Source organism: Microbacterium sp. I2, assembly GCF_051364985.1.
Taxonomy (GTDB): Bacteria; Actinomycetota; Actinomycetes; order Actinomycetales; family Microbacteriaceae; genus Microbacterium.
The window spans coordinates 68,008-92,066 of record NZ_JBLWIH010000001.1 but is presented as its reverse complement, the minus strand read 5'-3'; the positions used below and the strand labels follow the sequence as shown (position 1 = coordinate 92,066).

26 protein-coding genes and 1 tRNA gene are annotated in these 24,059 nt (G+C 70.9%); 20 read left to right on the top strand and 7 right to left on the bottom strand.

Annotated elements, in window-relative coordinates:
* The first annotated feature begins 41 nt into the window (after nucleotides 1-41).
* Complete coding sequence (locus tag ACLKM7_RS00480) at nucleotides 42-1,322, top strand: histidine--tRNA ligase (RefSeq protein ID WP_436445741.1); 1,281 nt, start codon at nucleotides 42-44, stop codon at nucleotides 1,320-1,322.
* Here the strand turns inward: ACLKM7_RS00480 and ACLKM7_RS00475 are convergent.
* Nucleotides 1,306-2,553 carry an APC family permease gene (locus ACLKM7_RS00475; protein ID WP_436445048.1) on the bottom strand — a complete coding sequence of 416 codons (1,248 nt, stop codon included), beginning with the start codon at nucleotides 2,551-2,553 and terminating at the stop codon, nucleotides 1,306-1,308. The two genes, ACLKM7_RS00480 and ACLKM7_RS00475, sit on opposite strands and share 17 nt — an antisense overlap.
* Nucleotides 2,554-2,631: 78 nt before the next feature.
* Here ACLKM7_RS00475 and ACLKM7_RS00470 point away from each other — a divergent pair, with 78 nt between their 5' ends.
* Together ACLKM7_RS00470 and ACLKM7_RS00465 are read left to right on the top strand one after the other, a co-directional pair.
* The gene (locus ACLKM7_RS00470) at nucleotides 2,632-3,075 is read left to right on the top strand and encodes a YdeI/OmpD-associated family protein (protein WP_436445047.1); all 444 of its coding nucleotides are present in this window, start codon (nucleotides 2,632-2,634) and stop codon (nucleotides 3,073-3,075) included.
* A 73-nt stretch (nucleotides 3,076-3,148) separates the two neighbouring features.
* A complete protein-coding gene (locus ACLKM7_RS00465) occupies nucleotides 3,149-3,952 on the top strand; it encodes an SGNH/GDSL hydrolase family protein (protein ID WP_436445046.1) in 804 nt (267 codons plus the stop codon).
* Between the two features lie 24 nt (nucleotides 3,953-3,976).
* Here ACLKM7_RS00465 and ACLKM7_RS00460 read toward each other — a convergent pair whose 3' ends face one another.
* Nucleotides 3,977-4,486, bottom strand: coding sequence for a VOC family protein (locus ACLKM7_RS00460; RefSeq protein WP_436445045.1), 510 nt, complete (start codon nucleotides 4,484-4,486; stop codon nucleotides 3,977-3,979).
* 87 nt (nucleotides 4,487-4,573) lie between these two features.
* Here ACLKM7_RS00460 and ACLKM7_RS00455 point away from each other — a divergent pair, with 87 nt between their 5' ends.
* Nucleotides 4,574-5,353 (top strand): helix-turn-helix domain-containing protein, encoded by a 780-nt coding sequence (locus ACLKM7_RS00455; protein ID WP_436445044.1) that lies wholly within the window; start codon nucleotides 4,574-4,576, stop codon nucleotides 5,351-5,353.
* Between the two features lie 15 nt (nucleotides 5,354-5,368).
* On the opposite strand, the gene ACLKM7_RS00450 is transcribed toward ACLKM7_RS00455, so the two are convergent.
* Nucleotides 5,369-5,848: a DUF4442 domain-containing protein gene (locus ACLKM7_RS00450; protein WP_436445043.1), complete on the bottom strand. Its 480-nt coding sequence runs from the start codon at nucleotides 5,846-5,848 to the stop codon at nucleotides 5,369-5,371.
* Nucleotides 5,849-5,958: 110 nt separating this feature from the next.
* On the opposite strand from ACLKM7_RS00450, the gene ACLKM7_RS00445 reads away from it, so the two are divergent.
* The 13 genes from ACLKM7_RS00445 (at nucleotide 5,959) to ACLKM7_RS00385 (ending at nucleotide 17,861) form a co-directional block, all read left to right on the top strand.
* Nucleotides 5,959-6,306 carry a GntR family transcriptional regulator gene (locus tag ACLKM7_RS00445; protein WP_436445041.1) on the top strand — a complete coding sequence of 116 codons (348 nt, stop codon included), beginning with the start codon at nucleotides 5,959-5,961 and terminating at the stop codon, nucleotides 6,304-6,306.
* Nucleotides 6,303-7,322, top strand: a complete 1,020-nt coding sequence (locus ACLKM7_RS00440) for a DUF1648 domain-containing protein (RefSeq protein ID WP_436445040.1) — start codon at nucleotides 6,303-6,305, stop codon at nucleotides 7,320-7,322. Before ACLKM7_RS00445 ends, ACLKM7_RS00440 begins: the two co-directional genes overlap by 4 nt.
* Before the next feature lie 31 nt (nucleotides 7,323-7,353).
* On the top strand, nucleotides 7,354-8,040 hold the full coding sequence (locus ACLKM7_RS00435; RefSeq protein ID WP_436445039.1) for an O-methyltransferase: 687 nt from the start codon (nucleotides 7,354-7,356) through the stop codon (nucleotides 8,038-8,040).
* Nucleotides 8,041-8,136: 96 nt separating this feature from the next.
* Nucleotides 8,137-9,417 (top strand): phosphopyruvate hydratase, encoded by a 1,281-nt coding sequence (eno, locus tag ACLKM7_RS00430; protein ID WP_436445038.1) that lies wholly within the window; start codon nucleotides 8,137-8,139, stop codon nucleotides 9,415-9,417.
* 113 nt (nucleotides 9,418-9,530) lie between these two features.
* Complete coding sequence (locus tag ACLKM7_RS00425) at nucleotides 9,531-9,989, top strand: FtsB family cell division protein (protein ID WP_436445037.1); 459 nt, start codon at nucleotides 9,531-9,533, stop codon at nucleotides 9,987-9,989.
* Between the two features lie 83 nt (nucleotides 9,990-10,072).
* On the top strand, nucleotides 10,073-10,591 hold the full coding sequence (locus ACLKM7_RS00420; protein ID WP_436445036.1) for a DUF501 domain-containing protein: 519 nt from the start codon (nucleotides 10,073-10,075) through the stop codon (nucleotides 10,589-10,591).
* The gene (locus ACLKM7_RS00415; protein ID WP_436445035.1) at nucleotides 10,543-11,886 is read left to right on the top strand and encodes a S8 family peptidase; all 1,344 of its coding nucleotides are present in this window, start codon (nucleotides 10,543-10,545) and stop codon (nucleotides 11,884-11,886) included. The genes ACLKM7_RS00420 and ACLKM7_RS00415 overlap by 49 nt, the downstream gene beginning before the upstream one ends.
* A gap of 33 nt (nucleotides 11,887-11,919) precedes the next feature.
* The gene (locus ACLKM7_RS00410; RefSeq protein WP_436445739.1) at nucleotides 11,920-13,341 is read left to right on the top strand and encodes an NAD(P)/FAD-dependent oxidoreductase; all 1,422 of its coding nucleotides are present in this window, start codon (nucleotides 11,920-11,922) and stop codon (nucleotides 13,339-13,341) included.
* A gap of 65 nt (nucleotides 13,342-13,406) precedes the next feature.
* A tRNA-Leu gene (locus tag ACLKM7_RS00405) sits at nucleotides 13,407-13,480 on the top strand.
* 55 nt (nucleotides 13,481-13,535) lie between these two features.
* A complete protein-coding gene (locus ACLKM7_RS00400; protein ID WP_436445034.1) occupies nucleotides 13,536-14,792 on the top strand; it encodes an alanine racemase in 1,257 nt (418 codons plus the stop codon).
* Entirely contained in the window at nucleotides 14,789-16,102 is a 1,314-nt protein-coding gene (locus ACLKM7_RS00395; RefSeq protein WP_436445033.1) for a D-arabinono-1,4-lactone oxidase, read from the top strand. The genes ACLKM7_RS00400 and ACLKM7_RS00395 overlap by 4 nt, the downstream gene beginning before the upstream one ends.
* 82 nt (nucleotides 16,103-16,184) lie before the next feature.
* Entirely contained in the window at nucleotides 16,185-16,751 is a 567-nt protein-coding gene (locus ACLKM7_RS00390; protein WP_168910826.1) for a LemA family protein, read from the top strand.
* Between the two features lie 3 nt (nucleotides 16,752-16,754).
* Nucleotides 16,755-17,861: a DNA glycosylase AlkZ-like family protein gene (locus ACLKM7_RS00385; RefSeq protein WP_436445031.1), complete on the top strand. Its 1,107-nt coding sequence runs from the start codon at nucleotides 16,755-16,757 to the stop codon at nucleotides 17,859-17,861.
* Here ACLKM7_RS00385 and ACLKM7_RS00380 read toward each other — a convergent pair whose 3' ends face one another.
* Together ACLKM7_RS00380 and ACLKM7_RS00375 are read right to left on the bottom strand one after the other, a co-directional pair.
* Entirely contained in the window at nucleotides 17,862-18,800 is a 939-nt protein-coding gene (locus ACLKM7_RS00380) for a hypothetical protein (protein WP_436445029.1), read from the bottom strand.
* A 9-nt stretch (nucleotides 18,801-18,809) separates the two neighbouring features.
* The gene (locus ACLKM7_RS00375; RefSeq protein ID WP_436445028.1) at nucleotides 18,810-20,087 is read right to left on the bottom strand and encodes a winged helix-turn-helix domain-containing protein; all 1,278 of its coding nucleotides are present in this window, start codon (nucleotides 20,085-20,087) and stop codon (nucleotides 18,810-18,812) included.
* A 99-nt stretch (nucleotides 20,088-20,186) separates the two neighbouring features.
* On the opposite strand from ACLKM7_RS00375, the gene ACLKM7_RS00370 reads away from it, so the two are divergent.
* Complete coding sequence (locus tag ACLKM7_RS00370) at nucleotides 20,187-21,377, top strand: AI-2E family transporter (RefSeq protein WP_436445026.1); 1,191 nt, start codon at nucleotides 20,187-20,189, stop codon at nucleotides 21,375-21,377.
* A 5-nt stretch (nucleotides 21,378-21,382) separates the two neighbouring features.
* On the top strand, nucleotides 21,383-22,624 hold the full coding sequence (ilvA, locus tag ACLKM7_RS00365; protein WP_436445738.1) for a threonine ammonia-lyase: 1,242 nt from the start codon (nucleotides 21,383-21,385) through the stop codon (nucleotides 22,622-22,624).
* Nucleotides 22,625-22,645: 21 nt separating this feature from the next.
* On the opposite strand, the gene greA is transcribed toward ilvA, so the two are convergent.
* Nucleotides 22,646-23,137 carry a transcription elongation factor GreA gene (greA, locus tag ACLKM7_RS00360; RefSeq protein ID WP_436445025.1) on the bottom strand — a complete coding sequence of 164 codons (492 nt, stop codon included), beginning with the start codon at nucleotides 23,135-23,137 and terminating at the stop codon, nucleotides 22,646-22,648.
* Nucleotides 23,138-23,231: 94 nt separating this feature from the next.
* Nucleotides 23,232-23,639 carry a DUF4307 domain-containing protein gene (locus ACLKM7_RS00355; protein ID WP_436445024.1) on the bottom strand — a complete coding sequence of 136 codons (408 nt, stop codon included), beginning with the start codon at nucleotides 23,637-23,639 and terminating at the stop codon, nucleotides 23,232-23,234.
* Between the two features lie 102 nt (nucleotides 23,640-23,741).
* Here ACLKM7_RS00355 and ACLKM7_RS00350 point away from each other — a divergent pair, with 102 nt between their 5' ends.
* On the top strand, nucleotides 23,742-24,053 hold the full coding sequence (locus ACLKM7_RS00350) for a hypothetical protein (protein WP_436445023.1): 312 nt from the start codon (nucleotides 23,742-23,744) through the stop codon (nucleotides 24,051-24,053).
* Nucleotides 24,054-24,059 lie beyond the last annotated feature (6 nt).

Genomic DNA, 24,059 nt, shown 5'->3' with positions numbered 1-24,059 from the left:
GGAAAGATGGCTTCGTGGCATCCGTCAATCCGCCGCGCGGAATGCGCGACTTCCTTCCCGCTGAAAAGGCCCGCCGCGAGCGCGTGCTCGCCGTGATCCGCGAGCGCTATCGCGCGCACGGGTTCGACGAGATCGAGACCCCGGTGATGGAGGAGCACGGCCGGTTGCACGCCGGCATCGGCGGCGACAACGAGAAGCTCGCCTACAACGTGCTCAAGCGCGGACTTGATGCCGACGCGATCCGGGCAGCCGCCGACGACCCGTCCGCGCTCACCGATCTGGGGCTGCGCTACGACCTGACCGTGCCGCTCGCGCGGTTCTATGCGACCAATCGCGGGCAGCTGCCGCCTGTCTTCCGCTCGATCCAGATCGCCCCGGTGTGGCGCGCCGAGCGGCCGCAGAAGGGGCGGTACCGCCAGTTCATGCAGTGCGACATCGACATGATCGGGGATGCCTCGTCCCGTGCCGAGTCCGAGCTCATCGTCGCGACGCTCGACACCCTCGACGCGCTCGGGCTCGAGGGTGGCAGCGTGCGCATCAACGACCGGGGCGTGCTGGACTGGATGCTCGACAGCCTCGGATTCCGCGCCGAGGAGCGGCCGGGCGTTCTCATCACGATCGACAAGCTCGACAAGCTCGGACCGGCGGGCATCGTCGTCGAGCTGCGTGAGCGCGGCGCCACCCCCGGCGCCGTGGACGCCTTCGAGGCGTTCCTGAACCGCCCGCAGACGCTCGAGTACAACGCGTACGGCGAGCGGCAGATCCGCAAGGCGCTTCCCGAGGGCGCTCCCGACGACATCGTGGCCCACCTCGTCGGCATCGGAGAGGCTGTCGCCGCAGCACGGACCACCGAGGCCTCGGAGCCGGAGACCCCCGGCGACATCCCGCTGGTGTTCGACCCGTTCCTGGTGCGCGGCATGGGGTACTACACGGGCACGATCTTCGAGCTCGCGCACCCGTCCGTCGCGTACTCGCTGGGTGGCGGTGGTCGCTACGACGGCATGATCGGCCGCTTCCTCGGGCAGGACGTGCCCGCCGTGGGATTCTCGATCGGCTTCGAGCGTCTCGTCGACCTCGTCGAGGGGCAGACGGATGCCGCGGGCCGGGCGATCGTGCTCGTCCACGACCGCGACGTGCCCGACGGGCGGCTTCTCGCGCTCAAGGCCGCGCTGATCGCGGAAGGGTCGCGCGTGCGGCTGGAGCAGCGCACCAAGAACCTCAAGGCGCTGCTCGAGCGCGCGGCCTCCGACGGTTATGCCGCGTTCGCGACGGTCACGGCGGGTACGACGCGCGACGCGCTCGAGGTCAAGCCGCTCGCCTGAGCCGGACGGCGCGGTAGGCGATGCCGGCGGCGACGACGACCACGCCTGCCACGACCGACTGCCAAGGGAGTGTCGCGGCGAGCACGAGGCATCCGATCCCGCCGATCACCTGCAGCGCGACGGGGTAACGCCGCGCGTCGCCACGCTGGCGGAAGGCTGCGACGTTCGCGACGAGGTAGTACAGCAGCACCCCGAAGGACGAGAATCCGATCGCTCCGCGCAGGTCTACGAATGCGACCAGCAGCAGCACGGCGGCCGCCACGGCGAGCTCGGCACGATGCGGCGCGTGCCATCGCGGATGCACGCGAGCCAGCGCCACCGGCAGGTCGTGCTCGCGGGCCATCGCGAACGTCGTGCGGCTGACGCCGGCGATGAGTGCCAGCAGGGCGCCGAGGGATGCCGCCGCCGCCCCGATGCGGACGACCGGATCGACCCATGCCCAGCCCGACGCCGCCGCGGCGTCCGCGACCGGCTGGGCGGATGCCGCGGTGCCGGCCGGCCCGAGGGTGCTCAGCACCGCGACCGCGACGGCGATGTACACCGCGAGGGCGATGAGGAACGCCAGGACGATGGCCCGCGGGATGAGGCGCTGCGGGTCGCGCACCTCCTCGCCGAGCGTCGCGATGCGCGCATACCCGGCGAACGCGAAGAACAGCAGGCCCGCCGACTGCAGTGTGCCGTAGACGCCACCCTCCGCCAGCGTGTCCGGGCTGAGCCAGCCGGGTGCGTCGGCGGCCGAGATGCTCGCCGTCACGCCCACAGCCAGCGCGAGCAGCACCGCGACCACGATGACGCGGGCGGCCTGGGCGGTGCGGGTGACACCGAACCAGTTGACGATCGTCAAGGCGGCGACCGCGGCGAGCGCGACGGGCCGTTCCCACCCGGGCGGAGCCGCGTACGCCGCGAAGGTCAGCGCCATCGCTGCGCAGCTGGCCGTCTTGCCGATCACGAAGCCCCAGCCGGCGGTGAAGCCCCACCACGGGCCGAGCTCGGCGCGGCCGTACGCGTACGTGCCACCCGACGTGGGGTGAACGGCCGCCAGCTGCGCCGACGACGTGGCGTTGCCGAACGCGACGACCGCCGCGATCGCCAGCCCGATGAGCAGGCCGCTGCCCGCGGCATCCGCTGCCGGCCCCCACACCGCGAACACGCCCGCGCCGATCATGGCACCGAGCCCGATGAAGACGGCATCGGTCAGCCCGAGTCGTCGCTGGAGCGAAGGAGACGCCATGCGCGCACCTTATCCGGTCGCGGTGACGGCGACGGTGCCGGGTCGCGAGGGTGCGTCTCGGCGGGGCATGATCGTCGCATGGCTCTGCACCTCCACACCGTCCTGGCCCCGTTCGGGCCCGCGACCGCGATCGATCTGACCGACACCCAGGTCGAGGAGCTCGGCGGCGGCAAGCGCGCCGCGGTCGTCGTCGACATCGGCGGTCGCACCGCGCGAGTGCGGCTCGGCGTGATGGACGGCCGCAACGTGATCGGCTTGTCGAAGGCCGTGCGTGCGCAGCTGGGTGTGGACATCGGCGACGAGGTGGATGCCACGATCCGGCTCGACACCACCGAGCGGGAGGTCGACGTGCCCGGCGATCTCGCGGCGGCTCTCGATGCCGCAGCGGGCGTGCGCGCGGCCTTCGAGGCTCTGTCGTACTCGCGCCGCAAGGAACTCGCGCGCGGCGTGGCCGAGGCCAAGCGGCCCGAGACGCGCGAGCGCCGGATCGCCGCGGTGGTCGCCGACCTGACCGGCCCGTAGCCGCGGCGTCGGCGTCGGAGAACGGTCACCGGCGTGACGGCATCCGTTCACGTGGCCGTTGTGGGATGTCGGCATGCCTCGTGCGCGCGTCGTCTGGTCGCGCAGCGTCGTGATCGGCGCTGCGGGCGTCCTCGTCGGAGGGGGCGTCGCGCTCATCGGGGCGCGCGCCGTCCTGCGGCGGCAGGCTGTGGTCGCCCGGCGCCGCATCGGCAAGCCGCTGGGGGAGGAGGCACTGGACGCCGATCGCGTCTGGCGTCGGCGCTACGACGCCCCGCCGATCGAGCTGGTGGTGCTCGGCGACTCGATCGCCGCCGGCCTCGGTGCGGAGCGGCGCAAGGACACCCTGGGCGCACGACTTGCCAAAGGTCTCGCGCGGGCCGCGCGCCGGCCGGTGCGGCTGCGCACGGCGGCGATGGTCGGGGCGGAGTCGTCCCTCCTGCCGGCGCAGCTGGCGACCCTTCCCGACGACTATCGTCCCGACGTGGCCGTCGTGATCGTCGGCGGGAACGACGTCACCCACCGTGTGCCGATCCCGGTCGCGGTCAGGCACCTCGAGGACGCCGTCGTGCGGCTGCAGGCGCTGGGAGCGGGGGTGGTCGTGGGTACGTGCCCCGACCTCGGGGCGTTGCGCCCGGTGCCCCAACCGCTCCGATCGCTCGGCTCGCGGCTGTCGAGGGCGCTCGCCGAGGCGCAGGCGCGGGCGGCGGAGCGGCACGGCGCCCGCGCGGTGTCGCTGCGGCGTGCGGTGGGGCCGTTCTTCATCACGCAGCCCGACGAGATGTTCAGCCTGGATCGCTTCCATCCGAGCGCGCTCGGCTACCGCCGCACGGCCGAGGCGCTGCTGCCGGCCGCCCTCGAGGTCCTGGCCACGCCGTAGCAGCGTCCGCCGCGCGGAAGCGGGTCAGCCGGTGCTGACGGAGGCCGCCCATTCGGCGACACGAGCTGCGCTCTCCTCTTCCGAGAGGTCCTCGACGCGAGTCATGATCGACCAGCGCACGCCGTAAGGGTCGCGGATGCTGGCGAAGCGATCGCCCGAGACGAAGGTGGACGGCTCCTCGCGCACGGTTGCGCCGGCGGCGACGGCTCGTGCGGTGACGGCGTCGACGTCGGGCACGTAGATGCCGATCGAATAGCAGTCGTCATCGCCCTCCGGCGCCGGCACGGTGCCGTACGCGGGGCTCGGGTCGCCGATCTGCAGCAGGCCGAGGCCGAAGTCCAGGCCCGCGTGGACCACGACGCCGTCGAATTCGGTCACGTCGCTGACCCTCGCGCCGAAGACGTCACGGTAGAACTCCAGGGCCGCCTTTGCGTTGCGGATCGCGAGGAACGGGGTGAGCGTCGTCGCGACGTTCGGGCGGCCGGCGGTCGTATGCGCACCGGTCACGCCGGTGGTGTTCTCTTCATCGGTCATGTCCCCATCGTGCGCCGCGACCTGCTCGCCGGGCTTGGAGATTCACGACAACCTGTGACGTCGGTGCCGCGCACTAGCGTGGGCGGCGTGACCGACTCTTCGCGTGCGATCGATCCTGCCCGCGGCGTGCTCTTCCCTGACCGGCTCCCGCGCTTCACGCGGATGCCCCCGCCGGCGGAGGCATCCGGTCTCGTCTCATGGTTCTGGATCCCGCAGTGGGACCTTCCGGACGGCGTCGAGACGCGTCAGCCGATCCTCGGCTACCCGGCTGCCAACCTGGCCGTCGAACCCGACGGCGTCACCCTCTGGGGTTCGACGACGCGGGCGTCCGAGCGCGTGCTGACGGGCAGCGGCTGGGCGGTGGGAGCCCTGCTGCGCCCGGCGGCCCTCTCGCGCCTGGCGTCGTCGCCGAGCGCGCTGGTCGACACTTTCGCCGCGCTGGACGCGGGCGAGATGCACGCCGCTGTCGTGGCGGCGATGCCCGATGTGGATGCGGCGACGCTCGTGGTGGCGTCGTGGCTGGTCCACCGGGCCGGGCCGCCCAGTGCCGAGGGCCGGCTCGCGAACGACATGGCGGATCTGCTCATGACCGACCCCGGAGTCCTGCGCGTCGAGGACGCGGCGGAGCAGCTGCGCGTCTCGGTGCGCACACTGCAGCGTCTCGCGCATCGGACCGTCGGACTGTCGCCTGCGGCGATGATCCGTCGCCGGCGACTGCAGGAGGCCGCGCAGCGCGTGCGCGAGGATGCCGGGGTGCTGCTGGCCGATGTGGCCGCCGAGCTCGGCTACGCCGACCAGGCGCACCTCGCGAACGACTTCCGCACGGTGCTCGGGTTCACGCCGTCGGAGTATCGCGCCGCCACGTGATGCCGCGGTCTGCGCTCACACGCCGCCCGTCGTGGACTGCGTGACGCGCTTCTTCTCTCGCACGTAGACCTCGCGGCGCACGCGCGCGACGACGTCTCCCGCGACATCCGTGATGTCGGTCTCGAACCATTCGAGCACCTTCGCGCCACCGCGGGCCCGCTCGCGAAGCTCGTCGGCCTTCTCGCGCGGCACCTCGAAGTGCGCCGTCAGCACGCCGCGACCCGGCTTCACGAACTCGATCTCGCCGCGAGTGTCCCAGACGACGTAGTTCCGCCCGAGCTGGTGCATCACGAGCATGAAGAAGTACGGATCCGTCATGGCCGACATCGATCCGCCGAACGCGGTCTTCACGTAGTTGCGGGTGATGAGGTTCACGTGCAGCTCGACCGTCGCGCTCGTCCAGTCCTCGGCGAACCTGCGGACGCGGATGCCGCTCCACAGGTTGGGCGCCCACAGGCTCATTCCGACGGCAAGACGACGAGGAGTCACGCGCATGCGCAGAATGCTGGCGCATTCGCGCGCGAGGATTCCAATCCGTTGTCGACGACCCACAATCCACGCCGGTGAGGATCGTGCAACTGTTCTACTTGTTATAGAATAGTCGCGTGCTGATCCGAATCGACCCGACGAGCGATGACCCGCTCTTCGCGCAGGTGGCCGCCTCGGTGAGAGCGGATGCCGCAGCCGGGCGCCTGCGTCCGGGTGACCGACTGCCGTCGGCGCGGGACGTGGCCGAGGCGCTGGGGGTGAATCTCCACACCGTGCTGCGCGCCTACCAGGAGCTCCGTGACGAGGGCCTCGTCGACATGCGGCGCGGGCGCGGAGCGGTTCTCACCGACGCCGCGCTGCCGCTCTCGCAGCTCAACGACGACATCGCAGCGCTCACGGCCCGCGCGAAGGCGCTGGGCCTGTCGGCCGACACACTCGCCTCACTCGTGAAGGAGCATCGATGACCACGACATCCACAGCCGACGTCCGGCGGGCCCGCCGCGCCTACCTCGCCGTCGCGACCTGGATCCCGATCGCGGGGACGTCGGTCGCCGTCGCCTTGATGATCATGTGGCTGGGCGACGTGCCGGCCGACATCGCCGTCCACTGGAGCCCGGACGGCGCGCCGGACCGGTTCGGTCCCGCATGGTCGTCGCCGCTGCTGGCGGCGATCCTCGGCTACGGATTGGCCGGTCTCTTCGCGGGCATCGGGATCGCGGGGAGCCGCTCCGGGGAATGGGGGCCGGTGCTGCGGTTCCTCGGTGCGCTCAGCTGCGGCCTGTCGCTCTTCCTCATGACGCTCATCACCGCGGCCCTTGCCGCGCAGCGCGGACTCGACGATGCCGCCGATGCGCCCAGCATCCTGATCCCTCTCGCGATCGCCGCCGGCGCGGGCATCATCACGGGAATCGTCGCATGGTTCCTGCAGCCGGCGGTGGCCGTCAGCGGCGGAACGGCGGCGATCCCGGCCTCGGCGCTGGACCTCGAGCCTGGTGAACGCGCGGTCTGGCTGCGCACCACGACGATGGCGCGCCCTGCGATCGTCGCCATCATCGGTGTGACGACGCTGATGGCGGGGTTGGCGATCGTGACCGGGCTGACCGGTGGCGAGCTGTGGTGGCTCTTCACCGCCCTGGCGGTGCTGTTCGCGATCCTGTCCGCCACGACGTGCGTCTTCCGCGTCCGGGTGTCCGAGGCGGGACTGCGGGTGACCTCGATCGCCGGATTCCCCCGTTTCGGGGTGGCATTGGCGGATGTCGCCGGTGTCTCCGTCGTGAGCGTGGCACCGATGGCGGACTTCGGAGGCTGGGGGATCCGGTCGGGTCTGGACGGACGCTTCGGAATCGTGCTGCGGGGCGGCGAGGCGATCCAGGTCGCTCGCCGGAGCGGCGGCCCGTTCGTCGTCACGGTCGACGATGCGGCGACGGGGGCAGCGGTGCTGTCGGCGCTCGCTGTGCGCGATACCGCGGCGCGTCCTTGACGGCGGCGCCCGCCGCTTGTTGGCTGGGCTCATGAGCCAGCCGACCCCTGACGTGTGGCGACGCGTCGACACGTACCTGACCGACACGCTCGTCGGGCACGATCCGAACCTCGAGCAGGCCGTCGCCGACCAGAACGCCGCGGGCCTTCCTCCGATCGAAGTGGCGCCCGTCAACGGCAAGCTCCTTCACCTCCTCGCACGCATGACCGGCGCGAAGCGGGTGCTCGAGATCGGGACGCTCGGCGCGTACTCCACCATCTGGCTGGCCCGTGGCCTCCCCGATGACGGGCGGGTCGTGACGATCGAGGCCGAGCCCCGCATCGCCGACATCGCTCGTGCCAACCTGGAGCGGGCCGGGGTCGGCCAGAAGGTGGAGATCAGGCTCGGCCGCGGCGCCGACGTGCTCCCGACGCTCGCCGAGGCGATCCTGGACGGAAGCACCGCACCGTTCGACCTGGTCTTCATCGACGCCGACAAGGAGTCCAACACCGTCTACCTCGACTGGGCCGCGCGGCTGGGACGCCCGGGGACGGTCGTCGTGGTCGACAACACGGTGCGCGGGGGAGAGGTGGCCAATCCCGCGACCGAGAGCGCGCAGATCATCGGCGTGCAGCGCGGGCTCGAGATGCTCGGGCGGGACCCGCGCTTCGACGCCACGGCGATACAGACTCTCGATGCGAAGGGCTACGACGGGATCGCGATCGCGCTGGTCGTGTGACCTGCGTGCCTGTGGGGGTGCCGGGCGGATCACTAGACTCGGGTGCGGACCGACGATGCTCCGACGAACCACCCTCCACAAGCAAGGAGTCCCTCAGTGGCACTGATCGAGGCTGTAGGCGCGCGCGAGATCCTCGACTCGCGCGGAAACCCGACCGTCGAAGTGGAGGTGCTGCTCGACGACGGAATCGTCCAGCGCGCCGCCGTTCCCTCCGGCGCATCCACCGGCGCCTTCGAGGCGTACGAGCTTCGTGACGGCGACAAGAGCCGGTACGGGGGCAAGGGCGTCCTGAAGGCCGTGGCCGCCGTCATCGACGAGCTCGGCCCGGCGATCGAGGGCGTGGAGGCGAGCGAGCAGCGCGTCATCGACGAGATCCTCATCGAGACCGACGGCACTGAGAACAAGTCGCGCACCGGCGCGAACGCGATCCTGGGCGTCTCGCTCGCCGTCGCCAAGGCCGCCGCAGACTCGGCCGACCTGCCGCTGTTCCGCTACCTGGGCGGTCCCAACGCGCATGTCCTCCCGGTGCCCCTGTTCAACGTCATCAACGGCGGATCGCACGCCGACAACGGCATCGACATGCAGGAGTTCTTCCTGGCCCCGATCGGCGCCGAGACGTTCTCGGAGTCGCTGCGGTGGGGGACCGAGGTCTACCACGTCCTCAAAGGCGAGCTGAAGGCCGCCGGCTTCGCGACGGGTCTGGGCGACGAGGGCGGTTTCGCCCCCGATCTGCCGAACAACCGCGAGGGCCTGGACTTCCTCGTGAAGGCGATCGAGAAGGCGGGCTTCACGCCGGGCACCGAGATCGCACTGGGTCTCGACGTCGCGGCGACCGAGTTCTTCAACGACGGCGTGTACCGCCTGGACGACAGGGACTGGACCGCCGCCGAGCTGACCGAGTACTACGTCGGCCTGGTCAACGACTACCCGATCGTGACGATCGAGGACGCGCTGGCCGAGGATGACTGGGACAACTGGAAGGCGCTCACGGACGCGCTCGGGTCGAAGATCCAGCTCGTCGGTGACGACCTGTTCGTCACGAACCCGACGCGTCTGGCCGACGGCATCGCTCGTGGTGTGGCCAACTCCCTGCTGGTCAAGGTGAACCAGATCGGCACGCTGTCCGAGACGCTGGATGCCGTCGACATGGCGCACCGTGCCGGTTACACCGCGATGATCTCCCACCGCTCGGGCGAGACCGAGGACACCACCATCGCCGACCTCGTGGTCGCGACGGGTGCGGGTCAGATCAAGAGCGGCGCGCCCGCCCGGAGCGAGCGGGTCGCGAAATACAATCAGCTTCTGCGCATCGAGGAAGAGCTGGGCGACGCCGCGACGTTCATCGGCCGGGCCGCCTTCCCGCGCTACAAGGGCTGACGCGACGACGGATGACGAGAGGGGGAGCCGTGGCGGACATGACGGCTTCCCCTTCCCGTCCCGGGGGTGCGTCGCGCCCGCCGCGGCAGCGTCCCCCGCGACGACCGGTGGACGTGAGGGAGTGGCTCGGTGGCATCCGGCTGTCGGGCTTCATGGTCATCATGCTCGGGCTGGTCGTCCTGGCCGCATTCGTGCTGGTGCCCACGATCGGCACCTACGTCGATCAGCGGCAGCAGATCGCGGCGCTGGAGGCGGCGGTGCAGCTCAGCCGCGAACAGGTCGAAGAGCTCGAGTCGCAGCGCGAGCGCTGGAACGATCCTGCCTACATCACCACGCAGGCCCGCGAACGGCTGTACTACGTCAAGCCGGGCGAGGTCATCTACCTCGTCGATGACGATCTTCCTCCCGAGCTCGAGCCGCAGGAGCAGGCGCCCGTGAGCGAGGACGTCGAGCAGACTCGGACGGACTGGATGTCGCAGCTCGTGCGGTCGGTGACCGAGGCGGGCCTCGCGCAGACCGTCGCACCGGTGACGGTCGGCGTCCCCGATCCCGGTCCCACGCCGACGCCCTGACGTGCGGTGCGGTCCAGCGCCGTCCCAGGCGCCGCCGGTACTCTGACCACGACTGTCTCGACCCCCGCGACCTGGAGGCCCCTGTGACGACCCCGCCGTTCCCCGCGGTCAGCGAGGCCGACCTCGCCGTTCTGCGCGAGCAGCTCGGCCGCCCCGCGAGAGGCGTGCTCGGCGTCGCGGCGCGCTGCGTGTGCGGCAACCCGACGGTGGTGGCCACCGCACCGCGGCTGCCTGACGGCACCCCTTTTCCCACGTTCTACTACCTGACGCATCCCGCGGCCACGGCGGCGATGTCGGTGCTCGAGGCCGACCACGTCATGCGCGCCTTCAACGACGAGCTCGCCGCCGACGAGGACCTCGCCGTCGCCTACGCACAGGCCCACGCCGCGTATCTGCGCGATCGCGCCGAGTACGGCGAGGTCGAAGAGATCTCGGGGATCTCGGCGGGCGGCATGCCCACGCGGGTGAAATGTCTGCATGCTCTGGCCGGACACGCTCTCGCGGCCGGTCCCGGGGTCAATCCGATCGGCGACCGCGCGCTGGCGATGTCGACGTGGTCGCCGCTGCGCTGCGTGTGCGCGCAGCCGGGAACGGCCGGATGACGCGGCGCCTGCTGGCCGCGGCCGCCGCGGGACTCGCGCTCAGCCTCGCGGTGGCGCCGTCGGCGGCCGCGCAGGCATCGACGCCGCCGGCGGTCGCGCCGACTCCGCCGGCCGAGGACCCGGTCCGCGCCGCGGAGTACTGGCTCGAGGACTACGGGATCGAGAAGGCGTGGGAGACCACGCGCGGCGCGGGCGTCACGATCGCCGTCATCGACACCGGCATCGCGCGCGGCCCGGTCGAGTTCACGGGAGCCGTGACCGGGGGCACCGACGTATCGGGTGTCGGCTCGGACGACGGCCGCACTCCTGTCGGGGCCGTCGACGCCGACCACGGCAGCTGGGTCGCCTCGCTCGCCGCGGGCCGGGGGACCGGTCCCGACACCGGCATGATCGGCGTCGCGCCGGAGGCGCAGCTGCTGTCCGTCTCGGTCGGGTTCGGCTCGACGGCCACGCGTCCCTTCGCCGACCAGATCGCCGAGGCGATCCGCTGGTCGGTGGACCACGGCGCCGACATCATCAACATGTCGCTCACGACGAACGTGCCGGACTGGCCCGAGAGCTGGGACGACGCGTTCCTGTATGCGTTCGAGAACGACGTCGTCGTGGTCGTCGCCGCCGGCAACAGGGGGAGCGGCACCACCCGGGTCGGCGCGCCCGCCACGATCCCCGGCGTGCTGACCGTGGCCGGTGTCGACCCGCAGGGCAACGCGAGCGTAGACGCGTCGACGCAGGGCATCACGATCGGCGTGGCCGCACCGAGTGAAGAGCTGCTGGGCGTCTCGGCCGATGGCCGGATCGTCGTGTGGGACGGCACGAGCGGCGCGGCGCCCATCGTCGCGGGCATCGCGGCACTCGTGCGCGCCGCGCATCCCGACCTCGACGCCGACAACGTGATCAACCGCATCGTCCGCACGGCGCGGCCGCCGGCCGGTGCCACGGAATCAGATCCGCTTCTGTACGGCAACGGACTGGTGGATGCCGCGGCAGCCGTCTCGGCGTCGGTGCCCGAAGTCGATTCGAATCCGATGGGGAGCCTCGAGGAGTGGGTGCTGGTCTATCGTCGTGCGCAGAGCGAGCCACGCCCGGAAGAGCCGGCGCCGACCATCGATGTTCCGGCGCTCCCGCCCGCCGAACCGGTCGAGCGTGCGTCCTCGCCGCTCCTTCCCGACGCCGACACCCTGCTGTACGGCACGCTGCCGCTCACTGCCGCCACAGCGGCGGCTATACTGGTGGCGCTCGGCGTCACCGCAGCTGTCCGACGCATCCGATTGGCGTCCCGCGCGCCGAGCCGCTGACACAGGAGGAGTTCTCCACTCGTGACCAACACCGTGCCCAAGATCCTCATCGTCGGTGGCGGCTACGCAGGCTTCTACACTGCCTGGAAGCTCGAGAAGCACCTGCGCAAGGGCGAGGCCGACGTGACGATCGTCGACCCGCTGCCCTACATGACGTACCAGCCCTTCCTCCCGGAGGTGGCGGCAGGCTCCATCGAGGCTCGCCACTCCGTCGTGGCGCTGCGTCGGCACCTCAAGCGCACGCACGTCGTGGCCGCGAAGGTCACCGGCATCAATCACGCGAGCAAGGTGGCCACGATCACGCCCGTCGCGGGCGATCCCTACGAGTTCGAGTACGACCAGATCGTCGTGACCGCCGGCGCCGTGTCGCGCACCTTCCCGATCCCCGGCATCGCTGACAACGCGATCGGCCTCAAGACGATCGAAGAGGCCGTCGCGATCCGCGACAAGCTCATGTCGAACTTCGACAAGGCGTCCGTCCTTCCCCCCGGTCCCGAGCGCGACCGGCTGCTCACGGTCGTCGTGGTCGGCGGTGGGTTCGCCGGCATCGAGGTCTTCGCCGAGCTGCGCTCGCTTGCCTCATCGCTGGTGAAGAGCTATCCGCAGCTCACCTTCGACGACACGCATTTCCACCTCATCGAGGCGATGGGCCGCATCATGCCCGAGGTCTCGCTGAAGACGAGCGAGTGGGTGCTGAAGAACCTCGCCAAGCGCGGCGCGTCCGTGCACCTCGACACGCAGGTCACCGGCGCGGTCGACGGCAACGTCGAGCTGTCCACCGGCGAGGTGCTCCCGACGGACCTGATCATCTGGACCGCCGGCGTCATGGCCAACCCGACTGTCGTGCGCGGCGGCGACCTTCCGGTGGAGGAGCGCGGCCGTATCCGCACCCGCGCCGACCTGCGCGTCGGCAGCGAAGACGAGTTCGTCGAGGGCGCATGGGCGGCCGGCGACGTGGCGGCCGTGCCCGACCTGTCCGGCGGCGGTGTCGGCGGATACTGCGTGCCGAACGCGCAGCACGCCGTGCGACAGGCCAAGCTGCTGGCGAAGAACCTCGTCGGGGTGCTGCGCGGCGAGCTGCCGCGCGAGTACTTCCACAAGAACCTGGGCGCCGTCGCGGGCCTGGGCCTGTGGGTCGGCGTCTTCCAGTCCGGCAAGCTCGCCCTCACGGGTCCGATCGCATGGCTCGCCCACCGCGGCTACCACGGCCTGGCGATGCCGTCGTGGGAGCGCAAGTGGCGCGTGCTGTGGGGCTGGTGGAACAACTTCTGGCTCGGTCGCGACCTGGTCAACCTGTCGACCGTGCAGAGCCCTCGCTACGTGTTCGAGGAGTTCGCGGCACGTCCGCGCCCGGTGCAGCCCGCGGTCACGCCGCCGGCCGAGCCTCGCGGCGCCGGCAAGCAGGCGGATCAGCCCGAGAAGGTCGAAGCAGACAAGGTGTCAGCGAGCCGCTGAGACCGCGCCCTGCAGCGTCTGACGGTAGCCTGAGGGACGTCGATCCCGGTCCGGGGTTCGACCGCGCCCCCGTAGCCCAATCGGCAGAGGCAGGCGACTTAAAATCGCTTCAGTCTGGGTTCGAGTCCCAGCGGGGGTACGAGTCCGGCGGCCTCTAGGCTGTTGCCCATGCGCGCGCACCCGAAGCGGGACGTATGAATCTCGATCTGCTGTCCACGACCCCGGCGACCAAGCCGTGGGAGCAACCCTCGTCTTTCTGGGGGGCGATGTCGCGCGCCGTCGCGGCGGTGAGCGGGCCGGTGGCCGCGCTCAGCGTCGACGCGCTGCGCTACAACGCCCTCGACATGGTGGTGCGTGCGGGCGGTGTCCCCATCCGCGTGGCGAGCAAGTCCGTGCGTGTGCGCGCCGTGCTCGACTCGGTGCTCGCACTGCCGGGTTACCGGGGCATCCTGGCCTTCACGCTGCCGGAGGCGCTGTGGCTCTCGAAGCCGCACGGCGAGATGCCCGCTCACGATGACATCGTGCTCGGATACCCCACCGCCGACCGCGCGGCGATCGCCGCGCTCGTCGCGGACGAGGACGCGCTTTCGCGGATCACGCTCATGGTGGACGATCCGGCCCAGCTCGACCTCGTCGACTCGACGGCCGCGCCCGGATCGCGTCCGGAAGTGCGCGTCGCGATCGACGCCGACGCGTCATGGCGGGCGCCGGGGCTCGGCCACGTCGGCGTCCTCCGCTCGCCCGTGCACGAACCCGCAGAGGTGGCGGCACTGGCACGCACCATCGCGGGCCGCGACGGGTTCCGGCTGGTCGGCCTCATGATGTACGAGGCGCAGATCGCCGGCCAGGGGGATGCCACCGGTCCAGGCGATACGATCATCCGGTGGATGCAGCGACGCTCCGCGGCGGAGCTGCTCGACCGGCGTGCCGCGATCGTCTCCGCGCTGCGTGACATCGCGCCGCTGGAGTTCGTCAACGGCGGCGGAACCGGCTCGCTCGAGCTGACGGCATCCGATCTCTCCGTCACCGAGCTCACCGCGGGCAGCGGGCTGCTCGCCGGCCACCTGTTCGACGGCTACCGCGCGTTCGATCCGGCCCCCGCCGCCGCGTTCGCACTCGAGGTCGTGCGCAAGCCCGCACCCGATGTGGCCACCGTCCTCGGCGGTGGCTGGATCGCGTCAGGACCGGCACTGGAGTCGCGGCAGCCGCGGGCCGTGTGGCCGCCGGAGCTGCGGACGGCTGCGCGCGAGGGGGCGGGTGAAGTGCATACGCCGCTGCGTGGCGACGCGGCGCGCGCTCTGAAGGTAGGCGACCGGGTGTGGTTCCGCCACGCCAAGAGCGGCGAGCTGGCAGAACGGATCGATCGCTACCACCTCGTGGACAGCGCGGTGCCCGGCGGCACGGTCGGCACGGTTGCGACCTACCGCGGCGACGGGCAGGCGTTCCTGTGACGCGCCCGGGCGGCACGTGGCAGAACTGGGGGCGGTCCGAGCGCGTACGTCCCCAGCGCGTGGAGTTCCCGCCGACGATCGAGGCGGTTCAACGGGCGGTGACGGCGGCCGCCGGGCGCGGAGCTCCGATCAAGGCGGTGGGCGCCGGACACAGTTTCACCGGCATCGCGGTAGCACCCGGCGTGCTCCTCGAGCTGCGGGATCTGGCCGGGCTGGTCTCCGTCGACGTCGAACGGGGGAGGGCCACCTTCTTCGCCGGCACGCGCCTGCACCAGGTCCCCGCGCTGCTGGCGCCGTACGGACTGGCCATGGAGAACCTGGGGGACATCGACCGGCAGTCGATCGCCGGTGCGATCTCGACCGGAACGCACGGCACGGGTGCCAGGTTCGGCGGCCTCGCGACGCAGGTCGTGGGAGCGACCATCGTCACCGCGAAGGGCGAGCTGCTGCGGATCCACGAGGACGAGAACGCCGACCTCGTGCCGGCGGTGGCGCTCGGCCTCGGAGCGCTCGGGATTCTGGTCGAGGTGACCCTCCAATGCGTGCCGTCGTTCGTCCTGCACGCCGTGGAGCGGCCCGAACCGCTCGAAGAGGTCCTTGCGGCCCTCGAAGAGCGCGCGACGGCGGCCGACCACTTCGAGTTCTACTGGTTCCCGCACACCGACCGCGCCATGACGAAGACCAACACGCGGCTGCCCGGCAATGCGCCGCGGCATCCGCTCACCCCCGTCGGCAAGTGGATCGACGACGCTCTCGTCGGCACCGGTCTGCATCAGGTCGCATGCAGCGTCGCGCGTGCGCTGCCCGTGACGATCCCAGCCATCAACCGCCTGTCGGTGCGCATGTGGGGCGATCGGGAGTTCACGGATGCCTCGGCCCGCGTGTTCGCGACGGCCAGGGCGGTGCGATTCCGTGAAATGGAGTACGCCCTGCCCGTCGAGAACGTGCGGGCGGCCTTCGACGAACTGCGCGCACTGGTCGACGAGCGCCGCTGGCGCATCTCGTTCCCCGTCGAGGTGCGGTTCGCCGCGGCCGATCCCGTCTGGATGTCCACCGCGTACGGCCGGGCGACGGGCTACATCGCCGTACACCGGTATTGGCGGGACGATCCCACGGAGTATTTCGATGCCGTCGAGCAGATCATGCTGCGCCACGGCGGGCGCCCGCACTGGGGCAAGATGCACTCGCTGGACGCGGGCGTCCTGCGCGAACGCTATCCGCGGTTCGACGACTTCCTCGCTCTGCGCGACCGCCTCGATCCCGACCGGCTGCTGCGCAACCCATATCTGGACCGCGTGCTCGGTGGGTAACGGCTGAGAGTCCTGGTCGCGGGCGCATTCCGCTCCGGTGCGCGTGGCTAGGATGAGGGCAAACCTCGAACGGAGTCTCGGTATGGAATGGCTGATCGCGGTCATCATCGTGGTGGCGCTCGTGCTGATCGCCGGCATCTACCTGTGGGCGACCTACAACTCGCTCGTGCAGCTGAACGTCCGCGTGGACGAGGCCTGGAGCGACATCACGGTGCAGCTGAAGCGGCGCGCCGATCTGCTGCCGAACCTGATCGAGACCGTCAAGGGCTATGCCGCTCATGAGAAGGCGGTGTTCGAGAACGTCACCCGCGCACGGGCCGAGACGCTCTCGGCGTCGGGCCCCGCCGAGGCGGGCGTCGCCGAGGGGCACATGCAACAGGCTCTGAAGTCGCTGTTCGCCGTGGCCGAGGCCTACCCGCAGCTGCAGGCGAGCCAGAACTTCCTGCAGCTGCAGCAGTCGATCGTCGACACCGAAGACAAGGTGCAGGCCTCGCGGCGTTTCTACAACGGCGGGGTGCGCGAGTTGAACACCAAGATCAAGGTGTTCCCCAACAACATGTTCGCCCGCAATCTGGGCTTCCACGAGCGCGAGTTCTTCGAGGTCATCGACGGCGCCGCCATCTCGGAACCCCCGCGCGTCCAGTTCTGACGCATGCCGCATCGCCTCTCCCGTGAGCAGGCGCGCCGCATCGCCGTGCGCGCACAGCTGCTGAGCGGGGAGCGACCGGCCGGCATCGTCGAGACCATCGACGCACTGACGATCGTCAACATCGAGCCCACCGCGGCGATCGCGCCCAGTGCCGACCACATCCTGTGGAGTCGTCTGGGGTGGCCGTATCAGCCGGCGGATCTGGTGCGACTCGTGGAGGAAGATCGCGCGATCTTCGAGTGGGGCGGGTTCTACCGGACGATGACCGACCTGCCGCTGCTGCTGCCCGACATGCGACAGCGCCCGCGGTCCGCCGAGGCGCGCGAATGGCTCGCGGCGAACGACCGTTTCCGTCGTGAGGTGATGGAACGGCTGCGCAGCGAAGGACCTCTGCGCCCGGCGGACATCCCCGACACGGCCCAGGTCTCGTGGCGGTCGTCCGGGTGGACGAACAACCGCAACACCCTGCAACTGCTCGAGATGCTCGTGCTGCGCGGCGAAGTCGCGATCTCGTCGCGGGATCGCGCGGGTCGCCTGTTCGACCTGGCGGAACGGGTGTATCCGGCAGACGTGCCGGAACTCTCTGACGAAGACGCCGCTCGGGAGCGGGCCGAGCGCCGCCTGGCGTCGTTGGGTCTTGCTCGCGCGAAGAGCATCGCTCAGCCCCTCGAGCCGATCGATGTGGGCGAGGTCGGCGAAGAGGCGGTCGTGGACGGCATCGAAGGCACGTGGCGCGTCGATGCGCAGGCGCTGCGGGACGACGAGGGAGGCTTCGAGCCGAGAACCGTGCTGCTGTCGCCCTTCGATCGTCTGGTGTTCGACCGACGGCGGCTGGAGGAGCTGTTCGGCTACGAGTACCTGCTCGAGATGTACAAGCCGGCCGCCAAGCGGCGGTGGGGCTACTTCGCGCTGCCGATCCTGCACGGCGACCGCTTCGTGGGCAAGCTGGACGCGAAGGCCGACCGCAAGCAGGGTGTGCTGCGCGTCTTCGCCGTGCACGAGGACGAGCCGTTCGACGAGGCGCTGGCCGGAGCAGTCGATGGCGAGATCGCCGATCTCGCCCGGTGGGTCAGCCTCGAAGTGCGGGGAGTCGCGACCTCGACGGACTGATCACCGGACCGCGAGCACCATCTCATCGCCCGAGAAGCGGATCGAGCCGCGCAGCGCCCAGTCGTCGGCGCGGTACGTGAACGAGCCGGGAGTTCCGTCGCGACGCAGGCCGTGCGCGGTGGCGACCACGATGCCGCCGGTGGCGTCGAACGACGTGCCCGTGGGGGAGAGGGTCACTTCGGGAAGCCGCTCGACGCGGAACGCGATGCGCTCGAGCTCGGCCAGGTCGGCCTGCCATGGCACGATCAGGCCGCAGTGGGCGGGCACCTCGGCGCTGGCCCGAGTGCACGACTCGACGTGGGCGTCGAGCTGTTCCTGTGCCTGAGCGGCGGCGTCCGGAGAGAAGGATGCCGCGACTTCGACGGTCGCCGGCTCGTCGTTGCTCACCCCGATGACGGCGCCGCCCTCCAGGACGCCGGAAGGGGCCGGCCCGATGTCGTACACGGCCGGCAGGAGCGCTACGGCGGTCTCGGTGGGAGCGACGGCGTCGCCGATCCGCACCGCGGGCAGCGTCGTGCCGTCCTCGATCGCGGCGCGGACCGTGAGCGAGGCGAGGTAGTCCTCTCCCGCGAGCTTCCAATCCGAGCCGACACGGGTCAGAGTGAACAGGATGTCGCGAGACGAACCGTCGATCTCGGCAGTCGCCTCCACGTCGACGCGCCCATCGCGCTCTTCGCCGACGGTAAGGATGAGGGGTTCCTGCGCGTAGCCGGCCGCGCCGACGAAGGCGTCCGCGACGATCTGCTCGGCGTCGTCTGCGAGCCGGTCGGCGCGCATCCCGTCGATCGCCTCCCAGTCGCCCTCGGTGAGGGCGGCGAGGTAGTCGCGCGCGACGTCGTCCGCCGACGCGGGGCGCAGCAGGATCCAGGCGACCGCACCGGTCGCCGCGACCGCCACGGCGGCACCTGCGACGATCCCCACGACGGCAGCCCGCTTCACCCCACCACGCTAGCCCGACGGCTCGTCGGCAGCGAGCGCGACGGGCTCGCGTGAGCCGGCGTCGTGGCGCAGCGCACCGGGCATCGCGCGCGCCAGGTCGTCGACCGCGTCCCCCCAGCGTGAGATCGACACCGCCTCCAGCCCCTGCCATGCTGCGGCGGTGCGCAGCTCTTCGGCCAGCCGCGCGGCCGCGTCGACGGGTGCACCGTGCTCCCACCACGCTGACTGGACGAGCAGCCGGGAGGTCGCACGGTCGGCCTTGAGATCGACACGGCCGACGATGTCGTCGCCCACCAGGACAGGCAGCGAGTAGTAGCCGTAACGCCGCTTGTGCGCGGGCGTGTAGATCTCGATGCGGTACTCGAAGTCGAAGAGGCGCTCGGCGCGATCGCGGAACCACACGACGGGGTCGAACGGAGTGAGGATGGCGGTCGCGTCGACGCGACGCGGAACCGACGCATCCGCGTGCAGCCACGCCTTCGCCGGTCGCCCGCCGGTCGTCCAGCCCGCCACGGTGACGGGGTAAAGCTCGCCGGTATCGGTCAGTTCGGCGATCGCCGAGAGCACCGCCTTGCGATCGGCGATGCGCCAGTAGTCGGCGAGATCGGCCGCCGTCGCGACGCCGTAGGCGCGGGCGGCACGGCGGACGAGCTCGCGGATCGCCTCGTCGCGCGGCACCTGCACGGCAAGCGCTTCGGGCGGGATCACCTGCTCCGCGAGCCCGTACCGCCGCTCGAAGCCGCGACGCCCCGCGATCGCCACCTCGCCGAACAGCCACAGGTACTCCAGCGCGTGCTTGACCACGTCCCAGTCCCACCACGGTCCGCGCGACGCCTTGCGGGAGTCGTGCTCGATCTGCGCAGGGCGCAGCGGCCCGCGATCGGCCAGCTCGGCGCGGATCCAGTCGACCGTCTCGCGGTGCGTGTCGAACCACCCGCCGGGCTGCGATCCGTACTTCTCGCGCAACGCCTGCATGCGGAAGCCGAACAGGCCCCAGTCCGACGCCGGGATGAAGGCGGCGACGTGTGCCCAGTACTCGACGTACGGCGCGCGCCGCGCGAAGAGGAGCCGGTCGAGGGCCGCGGTGTCGTAGGCACCCAGTCGCGAGAACAGCGGCATGTAGTGCGAGCGGGCGAACACGTTGACCGAGTCGATCTGCAGCGTCGCCATCCGGGAGAGAGCGCCGTTGAGCTGCCGGGTTCCCGCGGTGGCGGGACGCGGACGCCCGAACCCCTGAGCGGCCAGTGCGATGCGGCGCGCCTCGACGGCGCTCAGGTTCGACTTCACGCGCGTCAGCCTAGCGACGGGCACCGACACGCCACGGCGGTGCCGCGAGGAGCGGCGGTGCATGACTCCCGCGGAATGCGACAGTCCTAGACTGGCGGGATGAGCGGCTCCGACGAAAAGCCCCGCGGCTCGCTCTTCGACGCCCTTCGCGACAGGAGCAGAGTCGTCTCGACCGAGCTGTCCGGCTCGATGCCGCGCGGCCTCAGGATCGCGACCGCGTACTCCTGGCGGTTCCTCGTGGTCGCCGCCGCCATCGGCGTGGCCGTGTGGCTGGTGATCCAGCTCAAGCTCCTCGTGATCCCGCTGCTCATCGCGATCCTCGTGAGCGCGCTGCTGTACCCCTGGTTCACGTGGATGCTGCGTCACCGCGTGCCGCGGTGGATCGCGATCGTCGTGTCGGTCGTCAGCACTCTCGCCATCGTCACCGGTCTGCTCTGGCTCGCCGTCTGGCAGATCACCCGTCAGTGGTCCACAGTGCAGGACCGCACGGTCGATGCGATCGGCCAGTTCCGCCAGTACCTCATCGACGGCCCCCTCCATCTCAGCGCGGAACAGATCGACGATCTGCTCGCCCAGGGGTGGAGCTTCCTGCAGGAACAGGCCGAGCTGCTGTGGTCGGGCGCCCTCGCGATCGGCTCCACCGTCGGGCACGTGGTCACCGGGACGCTCCTGGCGATCTTCATCCTGCTGTGCCTGCTGGCCGACGGCGCCGGCATCTGGCGCTGGGTGCTGCGGCTGTTCCCGAAGCGGGCGCGCCCCGCCGCCGACGGCGCCGGCCGTGCGGGCTGGGTGACGGTCGTGAACTACGCGCGCACGCAGCTGCTGGTCGCGACCATCGACGCCATCGGCATCGGCCTGGGCGCATTCCTGCTCGGCGTGCCGCTGGCCATCCCCGTCGCGGTCCTGGTCTTCCTGGGCGCGTTCGTCCCGTTCGTCGGCGCCGTGGTCACCGGTGCAGTCGCGGTCTTCCTTGCCCTGGTGTACAACGGTCCGTGGATCGCGCTGTGGATGCTGATCGTGGTCCTGGGCGTCCAGCAGCTGGAGGGCCACGTGCTCCAGCCCCTCCTCATGGGCTCGGCGGTGAAGGTCCACCCGCTCGCGGTCGTGCTGGTCGTGGCCGGAGGCGCCATGATCGCCGGCATCCCCGGTGCCCTGTTCGCGGTGCCGCTCGCGGCCTTCGTCAACGTCGTCGCGGTCTATCTCGGCCAACGGGCGTGGGAGACCGGCGTCAGACCCAGCGGTGATCTGATCTGGAGCACCGTTCCCCGCCCGAGGAGGATCCGCCCGTGACGACCATGCACTCGCATCGAGCCGAGGTGCCGACGCTGTCGGACGTCGAGGATGCCGCGGCCGTACTACGCGGTGTCATCGTGCGCACACCCCTCGAGGAGTCGCAGCACCTCTCGGAGCTGCTGGGCGTTCCCGTCCACCTCAAGCTCGAGAATCTGCAGCGCACCGGATCCTTCAAGATCCGCGGCGCCACCTACCGGCTCTCTCAGCTGACGGCCGAAGAACGCGGACGCGGCGTGGTCGCGGCCTCCGCGGGCAACCACGCGCAGGGCGTGGCGCTGGCCGCCAAGTCGCTCGGCATCCCCGCCACGATCTTCATGCCGCTCGGCGTGCCGGTACCGAAGCTCCTCGCCACGCGGGGCTACGGCGCCGACGTCGTCCTGGAGGGCGCGACCGTCGAGACGCCGCTGCGGCTGGCAGCCGAGTTCGCCGAGCGTACCGGTGCGGTCTTCATCCACCCCTTCGACCATCCGGACGTGATCGCCGGTCAGGGCACGCTCGGCCTCGAGCTCATGGACGAGATGCCCGACCTCGACACCATCGTGCTCGGCATCGGCGGCGGTGGCCTGATCGCGGGCGTCGCGGCCGCGGTCAAGGCGCGGGCCGCCGCGGCGGGTCGCACCGTCCGCGTCATCGGAGTCCAGGCAGAGAACTCCGCGGCCTATCCCGCGTCGCTGCATGCAGGGCATCCTCTCGAAGTCGCCACCAAGCCGACGATCGCCGACGGCATCGCGGTCGCCCGGCCCGGTGACCTGCCGTTCCGCATGATCAGCGAGCTCGTCGACGAGGTCGTCACCGTGACCGAGGATGACATCGCCCGTGCGCTCCTGGTTCTCCTCGAGCGGGCGAAGCAGGTGGTCGAGCCGGCCGGCGCCGTGGGCGTCGCGGCGATCCTCGCCGGCAAGATCGAGGCCACGGGTCCCACTGTGAGCGTGCTGACAGGCGGCAACATCGACCCCCTGCTGCTGCAGCGCGTCGTCGCTCACGGGCTCTCGGCATCCGGTCGATACATGACGCTGCAGATCCCACTGCCCGATCGCCCGGGCCAGCTCGCGCGGGTGTCGGAACTGCTGGCGCTCGCGGGCGCGAACGTCATCGAAGTGCTCCACACCCGGCACGGCCAGGGGCTTCAGATCAGCGAGGTCATCCTGCAGCTGAGCGTGGAGACCCGCGGTGAGGAGCACCGCGCGCACGTCATCTCGGTGCTCGAGGACGCCGGCTACACGCCGAACGTGGTTCCGGACTGACGGCGACCGCGGCGCGCCGGGTCACTGACCGTTGTAGGTGTCGACCTTCACGATCTCGACGGCGATCTCGCGTCCGTTCGGCGCGGTGTAGGACGTCTTCTCGCCCTCCTTGCGGCCGATGATGGCCGCGCCCAGCGGCGACGCCTCGCTGTACACGTCGAGCTCGGAGCCGACGCCGATCTCGCGGTTGCCGAGCAGGAACACCTCTTCGCCGCCCGCGATGACCGCGGTGACGACGGTGCCCGGCTGGACGACGCCGTTGCTCTCGGGCGCCTCGCCCACCTTGGCCGACTTCAGCAGGTGCTGCAGCGTACGGATGCGTGCCTCCTGCTTGCCCTGCTCGTCCTTCGCCGCGTGGTAGCCGCCGTTCTCCTTGAGGTCGCCCTCTTCGCGGGCGGCCTCGATGCGCTTGGCGATCTCTTCGCGGCCCGTGGTGGAGAGGTGCTCGAGCTCGGCGGCGAGACGGTCGTAGGCATCCTGGGTGAGGAAGGTCTCGGGTGCATCGTTCGACACGGCTGACTCCTTCGGTCGGCGGGGGCACGTCGATAAACCGAACGCCCCGGCTCTCGGCCAGGGCGCGGATCGACTGCAGTCCCGACAGACTACGTCAGGTTGCGGACGAGGACAAAACCCAGCACGAGTTCACGAAGCCCGTCGTGGCCTCGGCGGTGGTCGGGATCAGCTCGCGAAAAGCTCGCGCATGGGTGTCGGATGCCTCGATCTCGACGACGCGCCAGCCCACGACCCCGTGGTCCTCGTCCTGGGCCTCGATGGCGCACGCGACGGCTCGGCCGGGGGGAGCGGTGATCTGGAATCCGAGCTCGACCGCGTGCTCGTCCACGATCGCGAACGAAGTGGTGTCGACGTCGACCGCGTCCAGAGAGCCCTGGACCGTGAGCCAGCCGAAGGCGGCGACGACGGCCACGGCGAGGACGGCGGCGCCGCCGATCAGCCACCGTCGCGCGGGCGAGCGGCGGCGCCCGTAGCGCTCGTCGAGCATGTCCTGCGTCGTCATCTCGGATCCGTCGGAAGATTAGGCTGGGACTCCAGGCTATGCGCTCCCGCGTGTCGCCGCCGACACCCGCACGGCCCGCCACCGGGCAGAACGAGGACACCCATGCACGACGTGCTCGCCGCCCTGGCCGGTGCCGCGGCGACCCCGACGCCGACCCCGACGCCGCAGGTCGATCCCGAGCTGGTGACCCCCGGTGTCGAAGGCTTCATCATCACCGCGCTGGTCGCGGTGGCCGTGATCCTCCTGGTATGGGACATGCTGCGCCGCATCCGCCGCGGACGGGTCCGCGCCGACATCGAAGAAGAGCTGCGAGCAGAGCTCGACGCCGAGGAGCAGGCGGAGCGGGCCATCGAGGCCACCGATGCCGACGACCAGAGCACCGACGCCGGGGACGAGCCGCCCGCGCGAACCTGACCGGGC

Excerpts from the sequence above, each read along its gene's own strand:
- ACLKM7_RS00480 (WP_436445741.1), top strand. The coding sequence starts at position 42 with ATGCGCGACTTCCTTCCCGCTGAAAAGGCCCGCCGCGAGCGCGTGCTC.
- ACLKM7_RS00475 (WP_436445048.1), bottom strand. The coding sequence starts at position 2,553 with ATGGCGTCTCCTTCGCTCCAGCGACGACTCGGGCTGACCGATGCCGTC.
- ACLKM7_RS00470 (WP_436445047.1), top strand. The coding sequence starts at position 2,632 with ATGGCTCTGCACCTCCACACCGTCCTGGCCCCGTTCGGGCCCGCGACC.
- ACLKM7_RS00465 (WP_436445046.1), top strand. The coding sequence starts at position 3,149 with ATGCCTCGTGCGCGCGTCGTCTGGTCGCGCAGCGTCGTGATCGGCGCT.
- ACLKM7_RS00460 (WP_436445045.1), bottom strand. The coding sequence starts at position 4,486 with ATGACCGATGAAGAGAACACCACCGGCGTGACCGGTGCGCATACGACC.
- ACLKM7_RS00450 (WP_436445043.1), bottom strand. The coding sequence starts at position 5,848 with ATGCGCGTGACTCCTCGTCGTCTTGCCGTCGGAATGAGCCTGTGGGCG.
- ACLKM7_RS00440 (WP_436445040.1), top strand. The coding sequence starts at position 6,303 with ATGACCACGACATCCACAGCCGACGTCCGGCGGGCCCGCCGCGCCTAC.
- ACLKM7_RS00435 (WP_436445039.1), top strand. The coding sequence starts at position 7,354 with ATGAGCCAGCCGACCCCTGACGTGTGGCGACGCGTCGACACGTACCTG.
- ACLKM7_RS00400 (WP_436445034.1), top strand. The coding sequence starts at position 13,536 with ATGAATCTCGATCTGCTGTCCACGACCCCGGCGACCAAGCCGTGGGAG.
- ACLKM7_RS00390 (WP_168910826.1), top strand. The coding sequence starts at position 16,185 with ATGGAATGGCTGATCGCGGTCATCATCGTGGTGGCGCTCGTGCTGATC.
- ACLKM7_RS00385 (WP_436445031.1), top strand. The coding sequence starts at position 16,755 with ATGCCGCATCGCCTCTCCCGTGAGCAGGCGCGCCGCATCGCCGTGCGC.
- ACLKM7_RS00370 (WP_436445026.1), top strand. The coding sequence starts at position 20,187 with ATGAGCGGCTCCGACGAAAAGCCCCGCGGCTCGCTCTTCGACGCCCTT.
- ilvA (WP_436445738.1), top strand. The coding sequence starts at position 21,383 with ATGCACTCGCATCGAGCCGAGGTGCCGACGCTGTCGGACGTCGAGGAT.
- ACLKM7_RS00355 (WP_436445024.1), bottom strand. The coding sequence starts at position 23,639 with ATGACGACGCAGGACATGCTCGACGAGCGCTACGGGCGCCGCCGCTCG.
- ACLKM7_RS00350 (WP_436445023.1), top strand. The coding sequence starts at position 23,742 with ATGCACGACGTGCTCGCCGCCCTGGCCGGTGCCGCGGCGACCCCGACG.